The 23,633-nt window shown below is 40.9% G+C and carries 19 protein-coding genes and 1 pseudogene; 10 read left to right on the top strand and 10 right to left on the bottom strand.

All coding sequences use genetic code 11. The annotated features are described in order from the left end of the window. Positions 1–125 precede the first annotated feature (125 nt). A pseudogene (locus FTV37_RS13375) lies at positions 126–1,214 on the bottom strand (PLP-dependent aminotransferase family protein); the annotation flags it as partial. Positions 1,215–1,411: 197 nt separating this feature from the next. Here FTV37_RS13375 and FTV37_RS13370 point away from each other — a divergent pair. Then, positions 1,412–2,227 carry a hypothetical protein gene (locus FTV37_RS13370; RefSeq protein WP_180064090.1) on the top strand — a complete coding sequence of 272 codons (816 nt, stop codon included), beginning with the start codon at positions 1,412–1,414 and terminating at the stop codon, positions 2,225–2,227. Positions 2,228–2,428: 201 nt separating this feature from the next. Here the strand turns inward: FTV37_RS13370 and FTV37_RS13365 are convergent, their stop codons facing one another. Together FTV37_RS13365 and FTV37_RS13360 are read right to left on the bottom strand one after the other, a co-directional pair. Further along, the gene (locus tag FTV37_RS13365; protein ID WP_168379604.1) at positions 2,429–2,587 is read right to left on the bottom strand and encodes a hypothetical protein; all 159 of its coding nucleotides are present in this window, start codon (positions 2,585–2,587) and stop codon (positions 2,429–2,431) included. Between the two features lie 121 nt (positions 2,588–2,708). After that, positions 2,709–3,590, bottom strand: a complete 882-nt coding sequence (locus FTV37_RS13360; protein ID WP_078193328.1) for a LysR family transcriptional regulator — start codon at positions 3,588–3,590, stop codon at positions 2,709–2,711. A gap of 163 nt (positions 3,591–3,753) precedes the next feature. Between FTV37_RS13360 and FTV37_RS13355 the strand changes: the two genes are divergently transcribed. The 9 genes from FTV37_RS13355 to FTV37_RS13315 all read left to right on the top strand — a co-directional run bounded on the left by FTV37_RS13355 (position 3,754) and on the right by FTV37_RS13315 (position 14,194). After that, a complete protein-coding gene (locus FTV37_RS13355; protein ID WP_180064089.1) occupies positions 3,754–5,271 on the top strand; it encodes a CoA-acylating methylmalonate-semialdehyde dehydrogenase in 1,518 nt (505 codons plus the stop codon). A gap of 15 nt (positions 5,272–5,286) precedes the next feature. Next, the gene (mmsB, locus tag FTV37_RS13350; RefSeq protein WP_180064088.1) at positions 5,287–6,186 is read left to right on the top strand and encodes a 3-hydroxyisobutyrate dehydrogenase; all 900 of its coding nucleotides are present in this window, start codon (positions 5,287–5,289) and stop codon (positions 6,184–6,186) included. 80 nt (positions 6,187–6,266) lie between these two features. Then, positions 6,267–7,922, top strand: a complete 1,656-nt coding sequence (locus tag FTV37_RS13345; protein ID WP_180064087.1) for an AMP-binding protein — start codon at positions 6,267–6,269, stop codon at positions 7,920–7,922. Positions 7,923–8,042: 120 nt separating this feature from the next. Then, positions 8,043–9,170, top strand: a complete 1,128-nt coding sequence (locus FTV37_RS13340) for an acyl-CoA dehydrogenase family protein (protein ID WP_180064086.1) — start codon at positions 8,043–8,045, stop codon at positions 9,168–9,170. Positions 9,171–9,250: 80 nt separating this feature from the next. Beyond that, complete coding sequence (locus FTV37_RS13335; RefSeq protein WP_180064085.1) at positions 9,251–10,024, top strand: enoyl-CoA hydratase; 774 nt, start codon at positions 9,251–9,253, stop codon at positions 10,022–10,024. Between the two features lie 17 nt (positions 10,025–10,041). Continuing rightward, positions 10,042–11,073, top strand: coding sequence for an enoyl-CoA hydratase/isomerase family protein (locus tag FTV37_RS13330; RefSeq protein ID WP_180064084.1), 1,032 nt, complete (start codon positions 10,042–10,044; stop codon positions 11,071–11,073). Positions 11,074–11,273: 200 nt separating this feature from the next. After that, positions 11,274–12,611 (top strand): MFS transporter, encoded by a 1,338-nt coding sequence (locus tag FTV37_RS13325; protein ID WP_180064083.1) that lies wholly within the window; start codon positions 11,274–11,276, stop codon positions 12,609–12,611. A 519-nt stretch (positions 12,612–13,130) separates the two neighbouring features. Then, positions 13,131–13,367 carry a VF530 family DNA-binding protein gene (locus FTV37_RS13320; RefSeq protein WP_180004441.1) on the top strand — a complete coding sequence of 79 codons (237 nt, stop codon included), beginning with the start codon at positions 13,131–13,133 and terminating at the stop codon, positions 13,365–13,367. Between the two features lie 128 nt (positions 13,368–13,495). Beyond that, positions 13,496–14,194 carry a DUF1826 domain-containing protein gene (locus FTV37_RS13315; RefSeq protein WP_180004439.1) on the top strand — a complete coding sequence of 233 codons (699 nt, stop codon included), beginning with the start codon at positions 13,496–13,498 and terminating at the stop codon, positions 14,192–14,194. Positions 14,195–14,308: 114 nt separating this feature from the next. On the opposite strand, the gene FTV37_RS13310 is transcribed toward FTV37_RS13315, so the two are convergent. The 7 genes from FTV37_RS13310 to modB form a co-directional block, all read right to left on the bottom strand. Next, positions 14,309–17,464: an efflux RND transporter permease subunit gene (locus FTV37_RS13310; protein ID WP_180064082.1), complete on the bottom strand. Its 3,156-nt coding sequence runs from the start codon at positions 17,462–17,464 to the stop codon at positions 14,309–14,311. Then, positions 17,454–18,680 carry an efflux RND transporter periplasmic adaptor subunit gene (locus FTV37_RS13305; protein WP_180064081.1) on the bottom strand — a complete coding sequence of 409 codons (1,227 nt, stop codon included), beginning with the start codon at positions 18,678–18,680 and terminating at the stop codon, positions 17,454–17,456. The genes FTV37_RS13310 and FTV37_RS13305 overlap by 11 nt, the downstream gene beginning before the upstream one ends. Before the next feature lie 13 nt (positions 18,681–18,693). Then, positions 18,694–20,016, bottom strand: a complete 1,323-nt coding sequence (locus tag FTV37_RS13300; protein WP_180064080.1) for a TolC family protein — start codon at positions 20,014–20,016, stop codon at positions 18,694–18,696. Between the two features lie 47 nt (positions 20,017–20,063). Further along, the gene (locus FTV37_RS13295) at positions 20,064–20,495 is read right to left on the bottom strand and encodes a cation efflux protein, CzcI-like (protein WP_218947605.1); all 432 of its coding nucleotides are present in this window, start codon (positions 20,493–20,495) and stop codon (positions 20,064–20,066) included. Between the two features lie 195 nt (positions 20,496–20,690). Beyond that, complete coding sequence (locus FTV37_RS13290; protein WP_180064079.1) at positions 20,691–22,094, bottom strand: amino acid permease; 1,404 nt, start codon at positions 22,092–22,094, stop codon at positions 20,691–20,693. A gap of 213 nt (positions 22,095–22,307) precedes the next feature. Continuing rightward, positions 22,308–22,946 (bottom strand): ATP-binding cassette domain-containing protein, encoded by a 639-nt coding sequence (locus FTV37_RS13285; protein ID WP_180064078.1) that lies wholly within the window; start codon positions 22,944–22,946, stop codon positions 22,308–22,310. Then, positions 22,933–23,631: a molybdate ABC transporter permease subunit gene (gene modB, locus FTV37_RS13280; RefSeq protein WP_180027004.1), complete on the bottom strand. Its 699-nt coding sequence runs from the start codon at positions 23,629–23,631 to the stop codon at positions 22,933–22,935. The genes FTV37_RS13285 and modB overlap by 14 nt, the downstream gene beginning before the upstream one ends. Positions 23,632–23,633: the final 2 nt, after the last annotated feature.

Genomic DNA, 23,633 nt, shown 5'->3' with positions numbered 1-23,633 from the left:
TGAGGATCAGAAAGCTTGTTTGAATCGATGTATTTCATCCGCAGATTATGCACGAATGCTAAGAAATCCGGAGTGCAAATATTAACCAAAAAGAAGATCGTTTTTTGATTTATGAAAGAGATCTAATGTTTTTCATAATGATAATTTGAAATAAATTCCACCAAGGCATTTTGCAATAAGGTATTAACGGAAATCGTGCTCATAAGCTGTAAGTGTTGAATCGCTTGAGAATATTTACCCGCATGCACCCAACCGACCCGAAATGCAGCGCCCAACGTTTTAGAAAAAGAAGAGCAATGTAAGACCATATTATTTTGGTCAAAATATTTCATTGAAACGGGCTTCTTAGAGGCATAATGCATTTCCTCATACACATCGTCCTCAATTAAATGCACATGATATTGGTGTAATAACACGGCAATTTTTTGCTTGATTTCATCACTCACTGTAAAGCCCACAGGATTATGCGAATTCAGCATCAGCCAACAGATCTTGACGGGATAAGTTTTTAAAATATGTTCAAACGCGGTTAAATCAAAACCGTCTTGTGGATGTTCAGGTAAGGTCACCACTTTAAGGCCTAAGCGCTCTGCAGCTTGCAAGGCGCCATAGAAAATATTTTGCTGTAACACAATATAGTCACCCGGTGAGGCTATGGCCTGTAAGGAAAGATTCAGCGCATCCATACAGCCTGAGGTAATCACAATATCCTCTGGATCTGTGGCAATGCCTTGCATGCAATAACGCTGTGCAATCAACTTACGAAGGGCTAAATTTCCGGGTGGAAGATTATCAATGGCATCGTAACTTTTGGGATTTCGGGAAATTTGCCCCATGATTTGGGTTAACTTTTTAGAAAAAACAATGTCTTGAGCTGGAAAAGCTGAACCCAAGGGAACGATTTTTTCATCTTGTATTGATTTTAAATACTTAAAGACCAGAGAGTTAATTTCAACCGGTGTGTTTAAGGACACGATCTGAGTGTGTTCAGCTTCTATTTCGAGTAAGCCTTGCGCCACATAGTAGCCTGATTTTTCACGTGCATAGATTAAGCCACGCGATTCTAATTCCTGATATGCATTCATGACTGTGATTAAACTAAAGCCGGACAACTGCACTTGTTCACGTAAAGACGGAAGTTTTTCGTGCGCTTTTAAAGTGCCATTTTCAATCAGTTGACGTAGGTGCTGTGCGAGCTGTTCCGATTTATACATAGTCATCAACAAGTCAAGATTCTGTTATAAATATATCAGTAAAAGTTTCCCAGCATTATATTTTTATAACAGATGGGTCGGTACTGTTATATGTTTTTTCAAATTCACTGTATCTAGTTTTAAGCTTGAATTTTTTATAAGGTGCATTGACCACAACACTTGTGGTGTCAAATGGTATGGAAGTTAGGGAGTTGACTATGTTTAAAGCCAGTGAATTAGAACTGTTACAACATTTACTGGTGGGTGTTCCATTGACAGATTCAACGCTGCATCTGTTGCAACAACAGCATACTAATTTAGAAGCAGTACTTTTACGCAGTCGAATTTTACGACAAGTACAGCAAGTGGGCTATGTCAGTATTTGTCAGGAGCATATGAATGCCAAGGCTGAAAATGCAGCTTTCTTATTTGCACCCTTTATCTTAGCGAATTTGAATCAGAAGGTGATCTACGCTACACCACAAAGCCCTGAAAATGTTGCAATATTAAATCGTTATTACCATGCTGAGGCTAAACTTAGCGCATTTAAAGTTGATGATGTTTTATCGGGACTAAATGTCTACATTGAGCTACATAATGAACAATTATCGCCAGCAGAATACTTCTATTTTAGTTTGATCAATAGCTTATGTAATCCGAAGGTTTCCAAAATCATATGTATTACACATCTACATATCGACTTAGAAAAATTAAAACAGCTCGCTGAATTTTTAGATGTTGAAATCCATGTCTTGGCGGATAAAGCTGAACCGATTGACTTTGATCTAAATAAAATCAATATGTTAAAGCTGCTATTTAAAGACAAAGATCAGCAATATCTCGATTTATGCCAAAAATTTTCGTTTATTAACGCCAAAATTTTACAACGATTGGGTTTATATGAATTTGATCGTGCGCAAGTCTTGGTAGAAGACATGTTTTATTCAGAACACATCTTTGAAAAAATGTCGGTCTACGGTGAATATATTCAAACACATCTACAGCACCAAGTTAAAAAGCAAAGTCCTGCATAAGAGATTCAGATGGGCAAGTAATTTTATCACTTTAAAAATGCAAAAAAGCTTGTAAATGTAGACTTACAAGCTTTTTTAAAATTCAAATTTAAACCAATTTATTTGGCCTAATGATCAATTCATTATGAACTGATCATGAGCAAACATGAAATGTAAGATATACATGCAATAGCGAGTTGCAATAAGCGAATAGATTATCGCTTAAGGTAGATAGGAATTATCTGCACCAACGACAAACGCTACACCAATACAGAATAAAAGCACATAGATCGAGAACCAAATAATGGCACGCTTAAAGGCCTTATCTGAAATTTCACTGTCTGCATATTTTTGCGGTTTTTTAGGCTCTTGATTGCTCATAAGATGTACTCTAAATCCCTAATGGTTATAGGTGATTATTGGGGTATATCACTTGAAAGCATAGATACAACATTCATCTAAATTTCTATAACAGTTATAGTTTAGAAGCAGCCATCCTGACTTAATCCATTAATAAACTATGATATTGATCGGTTCTTTTTCTCAAAAAGTCCCAGACCAGCTTAATGCGCGGCTCATGCTGTAAATCGACTAAGGTCAGCATCCAAAAGGTATGCACAAAACGAACATCTTGCGCCAAGACTTGTTCTAATTCGGGTTTTTCCTCGGCCAAAAACTTGGGCAATATTGCCAATCCTGCACCCGCACTCACGGCAATTTGTTGAGCCAAAATACTACTACTTCTAAAGTTTGCATTGAGCTGAATAGGTAAACGTTCTAAACAATACAGTTCAGGGCTATAGACTAAATCATCTATATAATTCACAAAGGTATGTGATTTTAAATCTTCTAATGTATGAATGGGTTGCGTGTTTTTTAAGTATTCTTTACTGCCATAAATCTTTAAACAATAGTCTGCCAGTCGAGTAATAATATAAGGTCCTGATTTCGGTCGATCGATGGAAATAACAATATCTGCTTCACGATGTGAAAGTTTGATCATTTTCGGGACAGGAATAAGGTCGATAGTCAATAGAGGGTATTTTTTGGACAATTCTGCCAAGAGCTGTGTCAAAAATGCTGTTCCAAACCCTTCGGGTGTGCCAATTCGCACACGACCTTGCATAGGTTGGTTAGGTTTTTCGATTTGTAAAAAAGCCTGTTCCATTTGTTCAACGCGAGGAACCAGTGCCAAACCTTCTAAAGTGAGCTCATAACCTGTGGCTTCACGTTTAAATAATGGTGTGCCTAAAGCCAGTTCTAGCGCATGTATACGTCGAGAAACCGTACTGTGCTCAACACCAATAATTCGTGCGGTATTGGTTAGGGTTTTCGCACGAGCCAAAACCAAAAAATACTGTAAATGATCCCAATCTACTTTCATTGTTATTGTCATCCCTGTGCATATTTGCACATCAATCGTGCGTGAATCTCTATTGGTAGTCAAAATTTTCTTTGCTAGTTTGAAGTGAATTGGAAAATATAAATATAAGGCTTTTGGATATTTTCTAAGTCAGTACAAAACAATAAGTGCCTATGGAGAGGTCATGAACACCATGTCAAATATTCAGTCAGCGACGGCTAAATTATTAATTAACGGTAAATTTATAGAGTCAAACACTACAGAGTGGCAAGACATTCTAAATCCTGCAACTCAAGAGGTTTTGGGTCGTGTTCCAATGGCGACTATGGAAGAAGTGGATGCAGCGATTGCTTCAGCGCAAGAGGCTTTTAAAACATGGCGCTTAACGCCTGTTCAAGCACGTATGCGCATTATGCTGAAGCTACAAGATCTGATCCGTAGCAATATGAAAGACATTGCCCGGGTACTGACTGCTGAGCAAGGAAAGACGCTTGCAGATGCTGAAGGTGATATTCAACGTGGTTTAGAAGTCGTTGAGCATGCGTGTTCGGTTGGCACACTTCAAATGGGCGAATATATAGAAGGTGTTGCACGTGGTGTGGATACCTATACTTTGCAGCAACCTTTGGGTGTATGTGCAGGAATTACGCCATTTAACTTTCCTGCGATGATTCCACTGTGGATGTTCCCAATGGCCATTGTCAGTGGAAATACCTTTGTTTTAAAGCCATCTGAACAAGATCCATTATCGACCATGATGCTTGTCGAACTTGCGATTGAAGCCGGTATTCCAGCAGGTGTATTAAACGTAGTGCATGGTGGTAAAGACGTTGTTGATCGTTTATGCACACATCAAGCTATTAAGGCCATTTCATTTGTAGGCTCTACAGCCGTTGGTACACATGTATATAACCTTGCAGGACAGCATGGAAAACGTGTGCAGTCGATGATGGGGGCTAAAAACCATGTCGTGGTAATGCCGGATGCCAATAAAGAACAAACTTTAAATGCCCTCGTTGGTGCAGCATTCGGTGCGGCAGGTCAGCGTTGTATGGCTTTGTCGGTTGCTGTCATGGTTGGTGAAAGTAAAGAATGGGTCAATGAACTGGTTGAAAAAGCCAAAACGCTGAAGGTCAATGCAGGCCATGAACCGAATACCGATATTGGCCCAGTCATTTCACCTCGCGCAAAAGCACGTGTATTGGATTTAATTCAAAGCGGTGTAGAACAAGGCGCAGAACTGTTGCTGGATGGTCGTGATGTTCAAGTCATTGGCTATGAGCAAGGAAACTTTGTCGGAGCGACGATTTTTAATCAAGTTTCAACCGATATGCGCATCTATACCGAAGAGATCTTTGGGCCCGTTTTAGCCATTATTCATGTCGATACTTTGGAGCAGGCGATTGAATTGATTAATGCTAATCCATTCGGCAACGGTGTTGGACTGTTTACACAAAGTGGTGCAGTTGCTCGTACATTCCAAAGTGATATCGATATTGGTCAAGTGGGTATCAATATTCCAATTCCTGTACCTGTACCTTTCTTTAGTTTTACAGGATCGCGTGGTTCAAAACTGGGTGACTTAGGTCCATATGGTAAGCAAGCAGTTCAGTTCTATACACAAACTAAAACCATCACCAGTCGTTGGTTCGAAGATACACAAGAAAAAGGTGAAGTGAATACCACCATTAACCTACGTTAATTTAGGAGTTCAAGGATGAATATTGCCTTTATCGGTTTAGGAAACATGGGCGGAAAAATGGCCCAAAACCTACTCAAAGCAGGTTTTACGGTTTACGGTTTCGACTTAAGTGAAATTGCGATTCAGCATTTTACTGAAGCAGGTGGCATCGTTTGCCACAGCCCACAAGATGCCGCGAAACAAGCAGATGTCGTGATTAGCATGTTGCCTGCTGCCAAGCATGTCAAAGAGGTGTACTTGGGAGAAAATGGTGTATTGGCGGTAATGAAAGCAGGAAGCTTATGTATCGATAGCAGTACCATTGATCCGCAAACCATTAAGGATATAGCTGAGGTGGGTGCTGCACATCAGATAAAAATCTGTGATGCCCCTGTTTCAGGCGGAACTATTGGTGCTCAGGCAGGTACATTAACCTTTATGGTCGGTTCAGATGATCAAACCTTTGAAAGAACCAAAGCGGTATTGGGCCACATGGGTAAAAACATTGTGCATTGTGGTGATGTGGGTGCAGGCCAAATTGCGAAAATTTGCAATAACTTGATTCTTGGTATTTCCATGGCAGCCGTTGCTGAAGGTATGGCGCTTGGAGCACGTCTGGGGATTGATCCTCAAGCCCTAGCCGGTGTGGTGAATAGTTCGAGTGGACGTTGCTGGAGTTCGGATGTATGTAATCCATGGCCGGGTATTTCAGCAAATGCACCCGCTGGACGCGGCTATACCGATGGTTTTGCAACGCAGTTGATGTTGAAAGATCTAGGATTGGCTGTAGAAGCCGCAGGACAAGTCAAACAGCCGATTATTTTAGGCGGACTAGTTCAGCAGATGTATCAACAGCTGTGTTTACAAGGTAATGCACACTTAGATTTTTCCAGCATCGTGCAGCAATACTTGCCTAAGGACGCTGAATCACATTGAACACCAATCTAGCCTAGGGATGGCTAAAAATACTAACACTCGTGTCGGAATAACAATAAATTGAGACTGAGGTAGAGAAGATGTCGAATTATCAAGATGTTGCAAAGGCATTTGACTTAAATCATGCTGCCAAAGAAATGCTATCAGGCTCTTTAGAGCAATTAAATGCATGTTATGAATGCTGCGACCGTCATGCGATTGATCAAAATAAGGTTGCACTGTATTGGCAAGGTAAAGATGGGCGGAAAGAACAATATACCTTTGCAGAGCTGCAACAGTGGTCAAGCCAATTTGCCAATTTTTTAAAGTCACAGGGTGTGCAAAAGGGTGATCGTGTATCGGGTTTATTACCCCGTACAGTTGAATTACTTGTGGTGATTTTAGGGGCTTGGCGAATAGGTGCTGTATATCAACCGCTATTTACCGCCTTTGGCCCCAAAGCTATTGAACATCGTTTACACCTTGCACAAAGCAAATTGGTGATTAGCGATGTTGGTAATCGTAGTAAATTAGATGAAGTTGCACATTGTCCCCAAATCGTTACTGTTGCAGATCGAGCGGGTCAAGGGATTCAGCAGGGGGATTTAAACTTTTGGGATGAAGTCAAAGCACAGTCTACAGCGTGCGACTTCGTCTTACAGAGCATCAATGATCCATTTCTTCTAATGTTTACCTCAGGTACCACAGGTCCTGCAAAACCATTAGAAGTCCCGCTCAAAGCCTTAATCGCTTTTGGTCAATATATGAAAAATGCGGTAGGGCTGCGTGAAGATGATTCATTTTGGAATATTGCCGATCCGGGTTGGGCTTATGGTTTGTATTACGGAATTACTGGGCCACTTTTACTTGGACATGCAACACTCTTTTACGAAGGTGGTTTTAGCATTGATAGTTTGTGTCAGATCGTAGATGACTACAAGGTGACGAACCTTGCAGGCGCACCGACAGCGTATCGAATGATGATGGCGGCTGATCCTGAACAAATGGCAAAACTTAAAGGCAAATTTCGTGTCGTGAGTAGTGCTGGTGAGCCACTTAACCCTGAAGTGTTCCGCTGGTTTAAACAAGTTTTAGATGCACCCATCTTTGACCATTATGGGCAGACTGAAGTCGGTATGGTGGTGTGTAATCATCATGGTTTACAACATGATATTCGCGCAGGTGTCGCAGGTTATGCCAGTCCGGGATATCGCGTGGCGGTTGTTGATGAACAAGGACAAGAGCTGGCTGCAGGTACACCGGGTGTACTGGCTGTCGATATCAGTCAATCACCGATGATGTGGTTTGGTGGCTATAAAGAAAGTCGTAAGTCACCCTTTGTAAAGCACTATTACCTCACGGGTGATACCGCAGAATTACACGCAGATGGCAGTATGAGCTTCGTTGGTCGTAATGATGATGTGATTACAACATCAGGTTATCGTATTGGGCCATTCGATGTAGAAAGCGCTTTACTTGAGCATGATGCAGTGATTGAAGCTGCGGTCATTGGTGTACCTGATCCGGATCGGACAGAAATTGTAAAAGCTTTTGTGATTTTAGCTGAGCATGTCACAGCGTCAGAAGAATTAGCAGAGCAGCTGGGTCAATTTGTGAAAAAGCGCTTATCTGCACATGCTTATCCACGATTGGTGGAGTTTGTTCAAGAACTACCAAAAACCCCAAGTGGAAAAATTCAGCGTTTCTTATTAAGAAATCAAGAGATTGCGAAACAATCCACGCAGCATGCAAGTTAAATGACGCAACGATTAACCCTTAATTAATGCCGAACAATCAGGATCAAAATCAAGCTTTCATTCAGTTTTAGTCATTTTCAAAGTGGATGAAAGCAATTGATTGATGTACAGGAAGATAAGATGCAATTTACCGAAGAACAATTATTAATTCAGGACATGGCACGCAGTTTCGCACAGGAACAAATTAAAGCTCAAGCAGCTGAATGGGATAAACACGGAACCTTTCCCAAAGCGGCATTAGCGCAGATGGGAGAACTGGGTTTATTGGGTATGTTGGTATCAGATGAATGGGGTGGTTCAGATACAGGTAATCTTGCCTATGTTATGGCTTTAGAAGAGATTGCCGCGGCCGATGGGGCAACCTCAACCATTATGAGTGTACATAACTCGGTAGGCTGTGTTCCTATTGCTAAATTTGGCACAGAAGAACAAAAGCAGAAATATTTAGTGCCTTTAGCACAAGGCAAAATGATCGGTGCATTTGCATTAACTGAGCCGCATACAGGTTCAGATGCTGCTGCCATTAAAACTCGTGCAGTTAAAGATGGCAATGAATGGGTGATTAATGGTGCTAAGCAGTTTATTACCTCTGGACATAATGCAGGGGTCATTATTGTCTTTGCTGTGACTGATCCGAGTGCAGGGAAAAAAGGCATGAGTGCTTTTATTGTTCCAAGAGAAACACCCGGTTATGAAGTGATTCGTACTGAAGAAAAGCTTGGATTACATGCCTCAGATACCTGCCAAATCGCACTCACAGACGTGCGAGTGCATGAAAGCCTAATGTTAGGAAAAGAAGGTGAAGGTTTGAAAATTGCCTTATCAAATCTAGAAGGCGGTCGTATTGGTATAGCGGCGCAAGCGGTTGGTCTTGCACGTGCAGCATTAGAAGAAGCAACCCGATATGCCAAAGAGCGTATTACCTTTGGTAAACCAATTTTTGAACATCAGGCAGTTGCGTTCAGATTGGCAAGTATGGCAACAGAAATAGAGGCCGCACGTCAATTGGTATATCACGCGGCACGTTTAAAAGAAGCAGGACAACCTTGTTTAAATGAAGCGTCTATGGCCAAGCTTTTTTCATCTGAAATGGCAGAACGAGTTTGCTCCGCAGCATTACAAGTCTTTGGAGGTTATGGCTATCTCAAAGATTTCCCTATAGAGCGTATTTATCGTGATGCACGTATTTGCCAAATCTATGAAGGCACAAGTGATATCCAACGTTTAGTGATTGCTCGCAGCTTATAACGTGGTCATTAAGACATTTAAAACGACAAGGCTTCAGGCGAAGCCTACTTATAAATATTGAACAAATATAGGGATATTACATGCAATTTGAAACGATTCTACTCGAAAAGAACAAGGGTGTTGGACTCATTACTTTAAATCGTCCTCAGGCCTTAAATGCGTTAAATAGCACATTAATTCAAGACCTTAATTTGGCCTTAGATGATTTAGACAGAGATTCTTCCATTGGCTGTATGGTTATTACAGGTTCAGAAAAAGCCTTTGCCGCTGGTGCAGATATTAAGGAAATGGCTGAACTGAGTTTTCCGAATATTTATTTGGATGATTTTTTTCATCTGGCAGATCGAATTGCTCAGCGCCGTAAACCTTTAATCGCAGCTGTCTGTGGTTATGCGTTAGGTGGAGGCTGTGAGTTAGCACTCATGTGCGACTTTATTTACTGTGCCGATAATGCAAAATTCGGTTTACCAGAAGTGACTTTGGGAGTAATTCCAGGAATAGGTGGTACACAGCGCTTAACGCTTGCTATTGGTAAGGCCAAAGCCATGGAAATGTGTCTGACTGCCAGACAAATGGGCGCAGTAGAAGCAGAGCAGAGTGGTTTAGTTGCTCGAGTCTTTCCTAAAGAGGAGTTGGTCGAAAAGACCTTAAAAGCTGCTGAAAAAATAGCCGAAAAATCTGTGGTGGTAACCATGATGATCAAAGAGTCAATTAACCGTGCATTTGAAGTCAGTTTGCAAGAAGGTTTGCGTTTTGAACGCAGAACATTCCATTCGATTTTTGCCACTCAAGACCAAAAAGAAGGCATGCAAGCATTTGTTAAAAAGCGCCAAGCCAATTTTAAAGACAATTAAAAATAAAAAAGGATTATATGGATATGAGTACAAATAACTTAATGATTGAAGAACATGGACATTTAGGCCAAATCAGTTTAGATCGCGTGGCAAGTTTAAATGCCTTGTCTTTGGAAATGATTCAGGGGATTCAACAGCAATTAGCACTATGGGCTGATCAAACCAATATTCATGCCGTGCTTATTCGCTCAAATAGTCCCAAAGCATTTTGTGCAGGTGGAGATATTCGCTATCTCTATGATAGTTATATGAATGGTAGAGATGATCATCAAGCTTATTTTCAAGCTGAGTATGAAATGCTGAACACCATTCGTGCGTATGAAAAACCCATTATTGTCATACTCGATGGCTATGTACTTGGCGGTGGATTTGGCTTAGCGCAAGCATGTCATGTGCTTGTGAGTAGCGAAAAATCTAGATTTGCCATGCCTGAAACTGCCATTGGATTTTTCCCAGATGTGGCTGCGACACACTTTTTATCACGTTTAGATGATATTGGTGTGTACATGGCAACTACGGGCGATCAAATCAGTGCTAGCGATGCGTTGTATCTAGATTTGATTGACTACCATGTTCCGAGTGAGCAACTTGTTCAATTAGAAGAAGATTTAAGAAATTCCAATCATCTCAGCAAAGAAAATATTGAACAATTGATTGCGAAATATATTACTCGACCAGCGGAAAGTGAACTTAGTCAGAATGCAGATTTAATTCGTAAGCATTTTGGTTTTGAGAGCATTGATGCCATTGAAAATAGTCTTGAAAATGAACAGCATAATGATGCTCAAGCGTGGGCGTTAAAAATACGCAATACCTTGGAACAACGATCTCCAATCGCGAAAAGGATCAGTTTGCAACTCCAACATTTAGGTCGAAGTCTTTCACTAAACCAATGCATGCAAATTGAACGACATTTGCAAGATGTTTGGTTTCAACATGGCGATATTGTCGAAGGTGTTCGCGCATTAATTGTGGATAAAGACAAGCAGCCAAAGTGGCAACAATCTAGTCCGACTTTAGACAAAATAATGGAGGAAATATCTATTTAATCAGTTGGTTTATATTTTTAACGGTTCAAACACTTGGGTAATATTCATATTCAATTTGTTATTCGATATGAACAAGTGACTCAGCGTAAATTAAACATATAAGATCTAAAAATATTGATTTTCAAGAAGAAAATCATCACATAAACCAGGCATCGTGAAAATGCAACATAGAAATATCTTGCAGAATAAGGAAGATAACAATGCAAAATGTACAGGGAAATACAGCTCCACCAGCCAAGTCCTCGCATCGTTTAGCGGGTATTTCCAGTATGGTGGGTACAACCATCGAATGGTATGACTTTTTTATCTACGGTGCTGCCGCAGCACTAATATTTAATCGACTTTTTTTCCCAAATCTTGATCCGTTAACGGGCGTATTGGCAGCATTTGCTACCTATGCTGTAGGCTTTATTGGTCGACCACTTGGTGGAATTGTTTTTGGCCATTTTGGCGATAAAATTGGTCGTAAATCAATGTTATTGGTCACACTAATGTTGATGGGTATTCCAACGGTGATGATTGGGTTGTTACCGACTTTCGAAACCATTGGTTATTGGGCAACGGTCTGTTTAATTATTTTAAGATTTATACAAGGCATGGCCATGGGTGGAGAATGGGGCGGAGCAGTCCTCATGGCGGTAGAGCATGCGCCAGCGGGTAAAAAAGGCTTTTGGGGAAGTTTACCGCAAGCCAGTACAGGTGGTGGTTTATTACTCGCTTCGGTGGCTTTAGGATTAGTCTCAATGTTGCCTGAAGAAGCACTATTTAGCTGGGGGTGGCGTCTACCATTTTTAGCCAGCATTATTTTATTGGCTGTAGGTTGGTATATCCGAGTAAAAGTGCCTGAGTCACCAGACTTTGAAAAAGTTAAAGCGCAAACCAAATCAATTAAAGTTCCAGCAAAACAAGTGTTTAAAAATCATCCTAAGCAGTTGATTACGATTATTTTATCTCGAGCTGCTGAAAATGCTTGGTTCTATTTGGCATCGACATTTGCTTTAGCCTATACCACCACACAGCTAAATATTCCTAGGCAAGATATCTTGTTTGCAACGATTTGTGGTGCTGCAGTCATCATGGTTATTACGCCAATTTTTGGACATTTGTCTGATAAAGTTGGGCAAAAAAACATGTTCAGATTTGGTTTATGCGTACTGGCTTTATACAGCTATCCATTTTTTGCAATGTTAAATACCAAGGATCCTGTATTGGTTTGGACGGCCATTGTGATTGGTATTGGCGTAGTTTTTCCTTTGATGTATGCGCCGCAGTCACAGTTATTTTCACGCCAATTTCCAGCAGAAATACGTTATAGCGGTATTTCAATCTCAGTTCAATTTGCAGGCGTGCTAGGTGGTGGTTTAGCTCCATTAATCGCGACGAAATTGTTGAGTATTGGTGATGGAAGCCCCAATTTAATTATTGCCTATATTTCAGGCTTTGCAGTGATTGCGATTATTGCGTCGTCATTTTTAAAGCCGGATCAAATAGAGCAAAAAACAAAAGCATTTAGCAGTAAAGAAATTAAATCTTCATAAATCAAAAATCAGGTAAACAGTAGGCTGATTTAAATATAGAAATTAATGTGAATTAGCCATAGCAATCGTTGTTATGGCTTTTTTCTTGTCTGAGGATTGTAGCAGGACAAATAATATTGTCAGTATTGCGTAGGATCTTGGCGGCACAAAATATGTTTGATGTGTAAGAGCAACAAATCAAGTTTGTTACACAGATGAAAGACTTAAGCACCAATAAATTAAAAAATATTAAATATCAAAGTCTTAATTATACTATTTCGTATAATATATATTATGTTAAATAGCATATCCAAGACTGTGGCCTACACAACGCATCCGTTGCCACAGCTCGACATCGTGAATCTGTAAAATTATCATTCACGATGCCGAGTACGCTAATGAACATAATATACGTTATGCCGAAATCAGAATCTTATCAATTGGCGAATCTGACGTTCCTGATGTTTAAATTCAAACCCTCTCATTTTTTCAACTCGCTCAGGTTATAATAATGGTCTCCCAAAATATGATTGATCTAATATGAGCACCTCCAATGACCCTTTACACGGCAAAAAACTTGCTGACATCTTGGATGAATTATTGGATTACTACGGTGGTTTTGAAAGCTTAAGCCGCAAAATTGAAATTAGATGTTTTTGCATAGATCCAAGCGTTAAATCATCACTACGATTCTTACGTACTACACCTTGGGCACGTGAAAAAGTAGAAAGCTTATATTTGTATGTCTTACGCCAAAAAGCCAAACAGAAAGCGTAACGATGAATGCCTATGCTCGAATAATTTTGTATAGCAGTTTATGGTTTAAGATAGAATAAAACTGCTTAATCCTTCTAGCACTTCCTTGTACGCAGTATCTTCGCCTCAGATTTAAATTGATCCCTATTATGAGCAATACTTTTTCCCAGCATCCTCAAATTGGTGTAGTCACTACATTTTCTGAATTGATTCATAGTCATTTCGAAGGTCAAATGAATGCGCTTTGCTGGCAACGCAGCATACAAGGCGACTTTAAAGAAATAGTCGAAAAACTCGAACTGATTGAAAATATAACCGAAATTTCTATAGATGATCTGATGAAGTTAACACTTTCATCGCAAGGCCATTTAGCCAGAGAAGTTATTTTAAATGATCTGCAACAATTAACAGAATTTGGTGCATCACCTTCGTTGAACTTGCTCAAATGTTATGAACGAGATGATGAATTCGATTTCATCTCAACCGATGTTTATTCCTTTCATGTCGATCGATCACCTATCGCTACCGATACCTTTTTATGTACATATTATGGTGCTTCCAGTGATATTGTGCCAAATGATCAAGTGACACAAAGAATCTTAATTCCTAAAATACGAGAACAACTTAAAGATTTGTACGATGGCCCTACCTCAGAATTTGATGATTTTTTAGCGGAATATTTTTTTGATTTACATTATCAGCTCAAAGAAAATGCTGTGCCTGTAAATCTAGGCAATGGTCATCTTTGGCGTTTAGCGGTGGATCATCCTACACAGCAAGTTTTGCCTTGTGTACACCGCGCACCTGTAGAAAATGTAGGTGAATATCGGCTTATACTGATTTGCTGATTTTAGCTGTGTTTAAATATTGATAAATCGTAAGTCCATACGATCCATTCTGTCTAATGAATGAACCGTATGGGTTAATGCAATATCGTTTTAATCAAAATTGCTTAGTCTAGATTATTGAGATCGAGCTGTATTAAGCCAGCGGTAAAGCACTGGCAATAGCACCAAGGTCAGCAAGGTGGAAGAAAGAATACCGCCGATCACAACCGTGGCTAAAGGCCGTTGCACTTCCGCACCTGTACCTGTTGCCAAAGCCATTGGTACAAAACCTAAAGAGGCAACACAGGCAGTCATGAGTACTGGGCGTAATCGAAGTACAGCGCCCTGCCATACGGCTTCATGCAATGGATACTTGTCCCCCAGTTCTTTAATGAAGGTCAGCATGACCAGGCCATTCAGCACAGCAACACCTGAGAGTGCAATAAATCCAATCCCTGCAGACATCGAAAGCGGAATATCTCTTAACCAAAGAAACAATACACCGCCCGTTAAGGCAAAGGGTACGCCAGTAAAGACCAGCAGACTTTCTTTCACATTATGAAATACTGCCATTAATAAAATAAAGATGGTCAGTAGTGCTAAAGGAATGACAATTTGCATTCTTGCTTTGGCAGATGCAAGGTTTTCAAATTGACCGCCATATTCAATCCAATAACCGCTTGGTAATGCATATTGTTTCAGCTGAGTCTGCATACCCGCCACAAAAGAACCTAAATCACGGCCCTCAACATTGGCAGTCACTACAATACGGCGTTTACCATTCTCACGGCTGACTTGATTGATCCCATCTACATTAGACACTGTGGCAACATTTGAGAGTACAATACTGCCACCATTTGGCAACTTTAACGGGAGTTGTGAAATCGTGCTTACATTACGATCTTGATCATTTAAACGAATAACAAAGTCAAAACGGCGATCGCCTTCTAAAATCTCCCCTACACTTTGTCCACCGACACTGGCTGCCACAGTATCCTGTATCGATTTAACGCTTAAACCATATTGCGCAGCCAAAGCCTTATCTATTTCAATATTTAATAAAGGTAAACCTGCGGTTTGTTCAACTTTTACGGCGCTACTCCCTGCAACTTGCTGCATAATTTTGGCAATTTTAGTGGCTTCTGTATTGAGCACTTGCATATCATCGCCAAATATTTTAACGCCCACATCACTACGTACACCTGAGATCAGCTCATTAAAGCGTAGTTCAATCGGTTGAGAAAACTCACTGTTATTACCTGGAATCGTAGCCACATAAGCCACCATACGGCCACGCAGTTCATCCACACTTTCTTTAGGGTTCGGCCATTCATTTCGTGGTTTAAGCATAATATAACCATCGGAAATGTTCGGAGGCATTACATCGGTTGCCACTTCTGCTGTACCTGTACGAGCAAATACAGCCTGAATCTCTGGAAATTTTTTCAGCAGCAATTTCTCAGCGTTCTCCTGCATTTTTAATGATTCTTCTAGGCCTGTGCTTGGTGAGCGCATCAACTGAACTGCAAAATCACCCTCACTCAGCTGTGGTGCAAACTCACTGCCAATTTTGGTGCTTAAAAGCCCAGTAATGAGCAGTAAACACAGTGCAAAAGTCATCACTACAGCCTTGTAATGAAAGGCTTTATTTAAAATTTGAAGATACTGCTTTTTCAGCCAATTCATCCAACGGCTTTCTGTTTCTTTAATTTCACCTTTCACCCAAAGCGCTACAGCAGCAGGTACAAATGTAATAGACAGAATGATCGCCGCCACAAGTGCCAATACCACAGTTAATGCCATCGGATGGAACATTTTTGCTTCTACACCACTTAAAGCAAAAATTGGCAAATAAACCACTAAAATAATTAACTGACCGAATATCAGCGGACGGCGCGCCTGACGTGCAGCCAAAAAGACTTCTTTAAAACGTTCATTTTGCGTTAATGGACGCTTTAATGTTTGCTGTGCATGCGCCAAGCGGCGGATACAGTTTTCAACAATGACCACAGCACCATCAACAATAATCCCGAAATCCAGCGCACCTAAGCTCATCAAATTCGCGCTGATATTCTTTTGTGCCATGCCGGTTAAGGTAAACAGCATTGACAGCGGAATAACACAGGCCGTAATGAGTGCTGCACGGATATTGCCTAAAAAGATAAATAAAATGATGATGACTAGAATTGCGCCTTCAACCAAGTTCTTTTGAACGGTTTTAATCGCTTTCTCCACCAATGTGGTACGGTCATACACTGTTTCAATTTTTACCCCTTTGGGTAAGCTGGCTTGAATGTCTTTAATTTTGGAATCTACAGCTTTCGAGACAGTTCGGCTATTTTGTCCCATAGCCATCATGGCAATACCTAAAACGGTTTCTTCGCCGTTATAGGTTGCACCACCTGTGCGCAAATCATGTCCTATCGATACTTGTGCAATATCACCCACCCGAATTGGACTGCCATTAGGACTGTCAATCATGGTGTTTTCAATATCTGAAATGGTGTTTAAGGTTCCCGGCACTCGAACTGTTAACTGCTGACCATTTTCTTCAATAAATCCTGCACCACGGTTTTCGTTATTTTCCGTGAGCGCTTGCTGTAAATGTTCTAATGACAGGTTCAGCTGTTGCATGCGGTTTAAATCAGGTGAAACCACATAGGTTTTATTAAAACCACCAATACTGTTGACCTCGGCAACACCTTGTACACGCTGTAATTGCGGACGCACAATCCAATCTTGAATTTCACGCAAATCCATCGCGCTATATGCTGTGCCATCTGCTTTTTTTGTATTGGGTTCAGCTTTAAGCACCCATTGATAAATTTCACCCAAACCTGTCGAAACGGGCGACATCGTCGGAGAAACTTGAGCAGGCAATGACGACTGTACTTCCTGTACCCGCTGATTAATTTGCTGACGCGCCCAGTAAAGATCCGTACCGTCTTTAAAGACAATCGTGACTTGTGACAGGCCATAACGGGAAATAGAACGGGTCAATTCCAAATCTGGAATACCAGCCATCGCATTTTCAATCGGATAGGTAATCCGCTGTTCCACTTCAAGCGCTGTAAAGCCACTGGCCTGTGTATTAATTTGCACTTGGGTATTGGTAATATCAGGGACTGCATCAATCGGCAGTTTTTGATAACTATAAATCCCGACGGCAATCCACGTACAAACAAACAGCATCACCCAAATTGCATTTTGAATTGAAAACTGAATAATGCGTTCGAATAGACCTTCTGGCTTTGGTAAATTTGTGTTCGGGTTCTCTGAATTAGTGTTCATGGCCAGCCTCGTCTTTTTCCAGTTCAGATTTCAGTAAAAAACTGCCTTGGGAAATATACTTTTGCCCTGCTTCAAGACCCGAAATCACTTCTAGCCATTGTCCATCACTGGATGCTTGTCCAAGTTTTAGAGCTTGCGCTTTTAAATGCACTTGGCCTTTTTGTTCAGATTCAACAATAAAAATACTGTCTTGACCCTCAATACTTTGCACGGCGGACTTTTGCACCCGTAATACATTCTTGTTACCTGAATCTGCCAATAGCACATTGACCATCACATTTGGGCGAAGCTCAGCAGATTGTTGTTTTAATTTGGCGCGTACCACCAAGCGTCCAGTTTGTACATCTGCCTGTGATGTCAGGCTTTGTACCTCCGCGCTATAGAGCTGATCTGAACCATTGATTTTGAAAGAGACATTTTGACCCGTTTGTAATTGTGCGGAATATTGATGAGCTAAGTTAAATTCCAGCCACAAATCTTTAAGCTGTTCGATGGTGAACAATTGGTCTGCCAATTGCACATTTTCCCCCACCACAATATCTTTTTGACTAATCACACCAGCAATTGGTGCACGAATAATAAATCGCCCATTTTGACCACTATTCGCGCCCAAAGCTTGCAAGCGCGATTGTGCTGACTGTACGCTAATTTGAGCTTGACGATAGGCATTTTCAGCACGCTGAAAGTCCTGTTTGGCAGAAATCCCTTGAGACCATAACTTCTGCTCACGCTGATAATCTTGACGGGCTAAATCTAAATTAGCTTCAGCCATACGTAAATTGGCTTGCTGATCAATCAATTCAGGTACTGACAGCACAGCTAAAGTTTGCCCTTTTTGTACAGTTTGACCGAGTGCCACACTGACTTGCTCGACATGACCGCTGAAGTTTGGGGAAATATGTGCCTGCTGATCAGTATTAACGGCCAATTTACCTGGCAATTGAATAATATTTTCGACCAGACCATTTTCTACAGTCGCAATTTTAATTCCTTGTTCCACCATTTGCTGAGCGGTGAGTTGCAGTTCACCTTCTTCTGCATGTTCTGCTTCAGCATCACTATCATTAGCCTCGTTATGATCTCCATCACTCTCAGTTTTATCCGCATCGGATTTATTTGTACTGAACCAAATAGCAGTACAGAGCATCAGCGTTAGGCCAATCAAAACTGCAATCATCAAAGGCTGTGAAATTTTTCCATCTTGTTTAATTTTCATGTGATTAACTGCCTTATTGTGCTGATGCGCTGTTGATGAGGGTTTGGGATGCTTCAATGGCTTTTTTATTGAGTTGGCTATAAGCATCTGAACGGCTGATTTCTTCATAACTGGTGCCAATACTTAGGGCTTCAGCACTGAGTGCACTTTGCCAAGCCTGCGCCAAAATTTGCATTTGGCTAAGTCGAAGGTCTTGGAGTTGTTTTGTGGTTTGCTGTACATCTGTAATGGCAAATTTACCTGCCTGAAAACCTTGCAAAGTTCGGTTTTGAACCTTTTCAGCCAAGCCAATCTGATTGCTTGTGGCATCAAACTGCGTACGTAGACCTTTAAGCTGGTGAATGCTATTGGCAATGTCCAAAACTTGCTGTTTTAACTCGCGCTGTTGCTGATGATTTAATAAAATTTGCTGTTTTTGCGCCATTGGAATGGCATATTGCTGGCGGTTAAAAATATTGAGCGGAATATCCACACCAAGTACCAAGGCCGTATCATTGGCGTCAGTTGGAGACTTGGTACGTGACATGCCCATATTTAGGGTTGGGTTTGGACGTGCTTGTACTTTTAAATGTTCAATTTGCTGATTTGCCTGCTGAACATTCAAGGCATACAATTTTTGTAGCCAACCTTCCGATAAATTACGCTCAACTAAACTTTGGCTCTGTTCAGGCCAAGGCGTAACGCTGTTATTCAACGCGATTTGCGACGTGGATTCACCCCATAAATTAGAAAGCTGACGCGCCACAGTTTGCTGTTTTAAAAGCGCCTGTTGGTATAGACGCTGTATTTCCAAAGCTTCAATTTGAGCGCGCTCTACATCCACCAAAGCTATACTGCCTGCCTGATAGCGTTTTTGCGCGCTGTCCAAATTAGATTTACTGAGTTTGAGCTGTGTAGCGTAAATCGATTGCTCATTTTGAGCGATGGCTAGCTGTGACCATGCAAACTTCACAATCAGCTGACTTTGCGCATTCCAAATTTGCTGTTGCAACTGTATTTGCTGTGCAGAGGTACTCGCGAGTGCTTGATTGATTTTACGCTGACCGAATACATCCATTGGCTGGCTGATTCCGATACTGAGCTCTTGATCTTGATTTTTACCAAAACCATTTTGTTCAATCGATAGACTTGGGTTTTGCCATAGCTTGCTTTGACGCAGATTAAAATCAGAGATTTGCTGTTGTTGTTGCCAAATATCAGTTTGGGCTTGGTAGTTTTGTACTTTGGCAAATGCAGATTCAAAACTACTGACATTTTCCGCAAAAGTACTTTGTAAGGCCGTCGAAATACCGACAGCTAAGCCTAGACGTATAAACGCCATAAAATATAAAGACATGATTTTTCCCACTCATTTATTAAAAAAAGTGGCGGGAATGTTTTAGGCTACCCCGCCATTAGCGGGGCATAAACAGGAGGAGGTGTTTGCAGTAATAAATCAGGGGCTTGATAAAGATTCTTCCAAACAAATTTTGGCGAATATTCAAAGCTCTGATGTGCAATAAAAAGAATCGATTGTTGATTTTGCACAATCAAATGCGCCATAGACGGCAAATGGTCTTGATGATCTTCACCAAGTTGCAGATCGTTAGCGATATTTTTGACTGGTTTGCTACTAGATTCATCAGATGCTTGATGCAACGAATGCTGTGGATTGGTTTCACTGCTGACGCATAAGGTATTTTGATGATGACCAAAATGATAGCTTTGAACAACTTGAGTTTGCTCTTCATGCACACAGAAAGCGGCTGCCACGTTCCAAAGGCTTTGGAACATGAACAATCCAACTAAGACTGTTATCCATGTCGCAGAACGCATATTCCATCAATCAAGAAAATTTTAACGATTATAAAGCTTGGAGTCGGTCGAAGGTCAAGTGAATCTTTGAATTTGTCTTAAAAATGGATTGCCATAGAGATATAACGTAAGGCATTCGCTTTAATCTCCTGACACGGCACATGCTAAAGACAATCCATTGGTTCATGATTACGATTTTTATCGGAGAAACCTTTTTTAATTTAGTTCTGAATCATTCTTCAACTTAGCTTTTCTTGTCACAACTAAGCCGCAGAGAACCACCAATGTCGTAACACCTAAAGATAATGAAGTTTCATAACTGTAGGCTGGAGATAAAAACATATAGATCAGCACACTTAAGATCACCAAAATGACAGCCCATGTCAGCCATGGAAAGAGCCACATTTTAAACGCAACCTCAGTTCCATTTTTTTCGATTTGTGTTCTCAATTTAAGCTGTGAAAATGCAATCACTAAATAAACCAATAAGGCAATTGAACCTGTTGTAGACAGTAAAAATCCAAATACTTGGCCTGGAAATAAATAATTGACTGCACAGCAAATTAAGCCCACTACAGACGATGCCAATACTGCAATTGCAGGCACACCAGAGGCATTAATTGATGTGACCCATTGAGGTGCTTCTTTGCGTGTCCCCAATGAAAATAGCATCCTTGAAGAACTATAAAGTGCAGCATTCATACAACTTGCAACCGCAATAAAGACCACACTATCAATAATTAATTTTGATTGTGGAACATTTAAACTGACCAAGACATATTGGAAGGTGCCTAATTGTCGTAATTGCGGTGAACGCCAATCTACCAATGCAACCGTTATAAAAATTGAAACCACAAAAAATAAGATGACTCGATACAACACTAAATTGGTTGCGCGTTTAATTTTTTGCTCAGGATCTTTTGATTCTGCTGCAGCGATCGATAAGATTTCAACACCAAAGAATGAAAATGCTGAAATCAATATTGCTGAAAGTACTCCACCCAGGCCATTTGGCATAAATCCATCATTTTTGAATAGATTTTCTACACCACTTACATTAGGTGCTAACGGCCAAAATCCAAATATTGCGGTGAGTCCAATGGCGATAAAAATTACAATAGCCAAGACTTTTATCAGAGAAAACCAAAATTCAAACTCACCAAAGCTCCGTGTACTAAAAAAGTTGGCTAAACTGAGGAAAATAATAAAAATAGTTGCAAAGACAGCGCTGGATATTGATGGAAACCACGCATGCAAAATTTCTGCACCGGCAATTGCTTCAATAGGAATAACTAATACCCAAAACCACCAATATAACCATCCGATGGTAAAGCCAGCCCATGGCCCTATGGCTTTTCTCGCATAGGTTGAAAATGAGCCTGTGTCAGGTTGAGCTACTGCCATCTCCCCCAACATTCGCATGACTAAAAAAACCAATATACTGGTAATAATATAAGCAAGAACAGCGGCAGGCCCAGCTTTTGCGATAGCAGCAGATGATCCAACAAACAGTCCAGCACCAATTACACCACCGATACTGATCATCGTGATATGCCGATTAGATAGCCCTGCACCCAGTTTTGCAGTTGAATTATGTGTGGCTAAGCTATCATCATGCATCGATTAGATTCCCTGTCTGCACGTTCAGTCGTACAAATCATTATTTCCAAGATCATTAGGAATAAAAAAGGGAAAACGCTGTGTTCTCCCTTGTTTTGTAACAATTTAATCTAGAAAATGAGTTTTTCATAGTTCTAATCAAAACTTTAAGATGCAACTTAATGCCATTTTTTCATCTAATTTATTGTTATTACTTATATAATTTATATTTATTTAAAAACTTATTTGACCATTTTCTAGATGCAAAACATGGGCTTTTAAATAATCTAATTCATCGCCATGATGCGTAACATATATCATCGGCAGCGCCAACTGTTCTTTCACCGTGTTTAAAAATGGCAATATTTGATCTTTCAGCCTGCGGTCCAGTCCTGTCAGCGGTTCATCTAACAGCAGTAAGTCAGGCTGTGACAGCAATGCGCGTCCTATGGAAACGCGCTGCGCCTCTCCGCCAGAAAGTTCATGCGCCCGCCGTTTGAGCAGTGGCTGTAACTCAAGCAGATTAGTCACTTGCTCAAATTTAAATTTCGCATTTTCCTGAGCGCCTAAGTTCTCCGCATATTGCAGATTTTGCTGCACATTCATATGCGGAAAAAGCCATGATTTTTGAAAAATCAGCGCAATACTGCGTTGATGCATCGGCACGTTAATCTTCTGCGCCGTATCGAACACATCACGCTGATTCAGCGATATATAACCTTGCTGCGGCTGCAGCAAACCAACCAAATTTTTCAGCAGCGTAGACTTGCCGCTGCCTGATGGCCCCATAATGCCAAGCAGCTGTTCTTGCATCTGCAGCCGAGCCTGCAATTGAAAATCTGCATATTGAAACTGAAAATCACACTGAAGCATGGCCGGCTCCGAGTTTTCGCTGATAGCGCTGTAAAATATAATAATTGGCAATCAATGCGCCAAAAGCCGCCAGCAATGAAAGGATCACTAAACGCATTGCGGCCTCTTCACCATTTGGCTGCTGTATCAGCGAATAAATGGCGATAGGAATGGTTCGGGTTTCATCTGGAATATTGCCGACAAAGGTAATGGTTGCGCCAAACTCACCTAGACTTCGGCTAAAGCCTAAAATGCTGCCAATTAAAATCCCTGGTAAAGCCAGCGGCAGGCTGATTGAGACAAATACCCGTAAAGGATGTGCGCCTAGTGAGCCTGCAACCTGCTCAAGCTGTTGATTGATCATTTGAAAAGACAAACGGATCGGCTGCACAATCAGCGGAAATGACACAATCATCGATGCTAAAACGGCGCCTTTCCAATTAAAAACCAGCTGAATTCCCCATTCAATTAGCATCTTGCCGATCCAGCCATTTGAACCAAACAGCACCAATAGCAAATATCCTAGAACCACCGGCGGCAGCACCATTGGCATTTGTAAAAGTGCTTCGACCAAAAATTTTAAATGAAACTCATAGCGCGCCAAAACCCATGCCAGCCCTATAGCAAATGGTAAGCAAAATACAGTGGCGCAAATGGCAACCTTAGCCGACAGATACAAGGCGCTCCACTCTTCAGGGCTTAGCATGC

Origin of the sequence: Acinetobacter sp. YH16042, assembly GCF_013417245.1 — a bacterium.
In the GTDB taxonomy this organism is placed as follows: Bacteria; Pseudomonadota; Gammaproteobacteria; order Pseudomonadales; family Moraxellaceae; genus Acinetobacter; species Acinetobacter amyesii.
Note: the sequence above shows the minus strand (reverse complement) of the source record. Positions and strands in the feature narration are given on the sequence as shown.

Coding starts and splice junctions, on each gene's coding strand:
- FTV37_RS13370 (WP_180064090.1), top strand. CDS start 1,412: ATGTTTAAAGCCAGTGAATTAGAACTGTTACAACATTTACTGGTGGGT.
- FTV37_RS13365 (WP_168379604.1), bottom strand. CDS start 2,587: ATGAGCAATCAAGAGCCTAAAAAACCGCAAAAATATGCAGACAGTGAA.
- FTV37_RS13360 (WP_078193328.1), bottom strand. CDS start 3,590: ATGAAAGTAGATTGGGATCATTTACAGTATTTTTTGGTTTTGGCTCGT.
- FTV37_RS13355 (WP_180064089.1), top strand. CDS start 3,754: ATGAACACCATGTCAAATATTCAGTCAGCGACGGCTAAATTATTAATT.
- mmsB (WP_180064088.1), top strand. CDS start 5,287: ATGAATATTGCCTTTATCGGTTTAGGAAACATGGGCGGAAAAATGGCC.
- FTV37_RS13345 (WP_180064087.1), top strand. CDS start 6,267: ATGTCGAATTATCAAGATGTTGCAAAGGCATTTGACTTAAATCATGCT.
- FTV37_RS13340 (WP_180064086.1), top strand. CDS start 8,043: ATGCAATTTACCGAAGAACAATTATTAATTCAGGACATGGCACGCAGT.
- FTV37_RS13335 (WP_180064085.1), top strand. CDS start 9,251: ATGCAATTTGAAACGATTCTACTCGAAAAGAACAAGGGTGTTGGACTC.
- FTV37_RS13330 (WP_180064084.1), top strand. CDS start 10,042: ATGGATATGAGTACAAATAACTTAATGATTGAAGAACATGGACATTTA.
- FTV37_RS13325 (WP_180064083.1), top strand. CDS start 11,274: ATGCAAAATGTACAGGGAAATACAGCTCCACCAGCCAAGTCCTCGCAT.
- FTV37_RS13320 (WP_180004441.1), top strand. CDS start 13,131: ATGAGCACCTCCAATGACCCTTTACACGGCAAAAAACTTGCTGACATC.
- FTV37_RS13315 (WP_180004439.1), top strand. CDS start 13,496: ATGAGCAATACTTTTTCCCAGCATCCTCAAATTGGTGTAGTCACTACA.
- FTV37_RS13310 (WP_180064082.1), bottom strand. CDS start 17,464: ATGAACACTAATTCAGAGAACCCGAACACAAATTTACCAAAGCCAGAA.
- FTV37_RS13305 (WP_180064081.1), bottom strand. CDS start 18,680: ATGAAAATTAAACAAGATGGAAAAATTTCACAGCCTTTGATGATTGCA.
- FTV37_RS13300 (WP_180064080.1), bottom strand. CDS start 20,016: ATGTCTTTATATTTTATGGCGTTTATACGTCTAGGCTTAGCTGTCGGT.
- FTV37_RS13295 (WP_218947605.1), bottom strand. CDS start 20,495: ATGCGTTCTGCGACATGGATAACAGTCTTAGTTGGATTGTTCATGTTC.
- FTV37_RS13290 (WP_180064079.1), bottom strand. CDS start 22,094: ATGCATGATGATAGCTTAGCCACACATAATTCAACTGCAAAACTGGGT.
- FTV37_RS13285 (WP_180064078.1), bottom strand. CDS start 22,946: ATGCTTCAGTGTGATTTTCAGTTTCAATATGCAGATTTTCAATTGCAG.
- modB (WP_180027004.1), bottom strand. CDS start 23,631: ATGCTAAGCCCTGAAGAGTGGAGCGCCTTGTATCTGTCGGCTAAGGTT.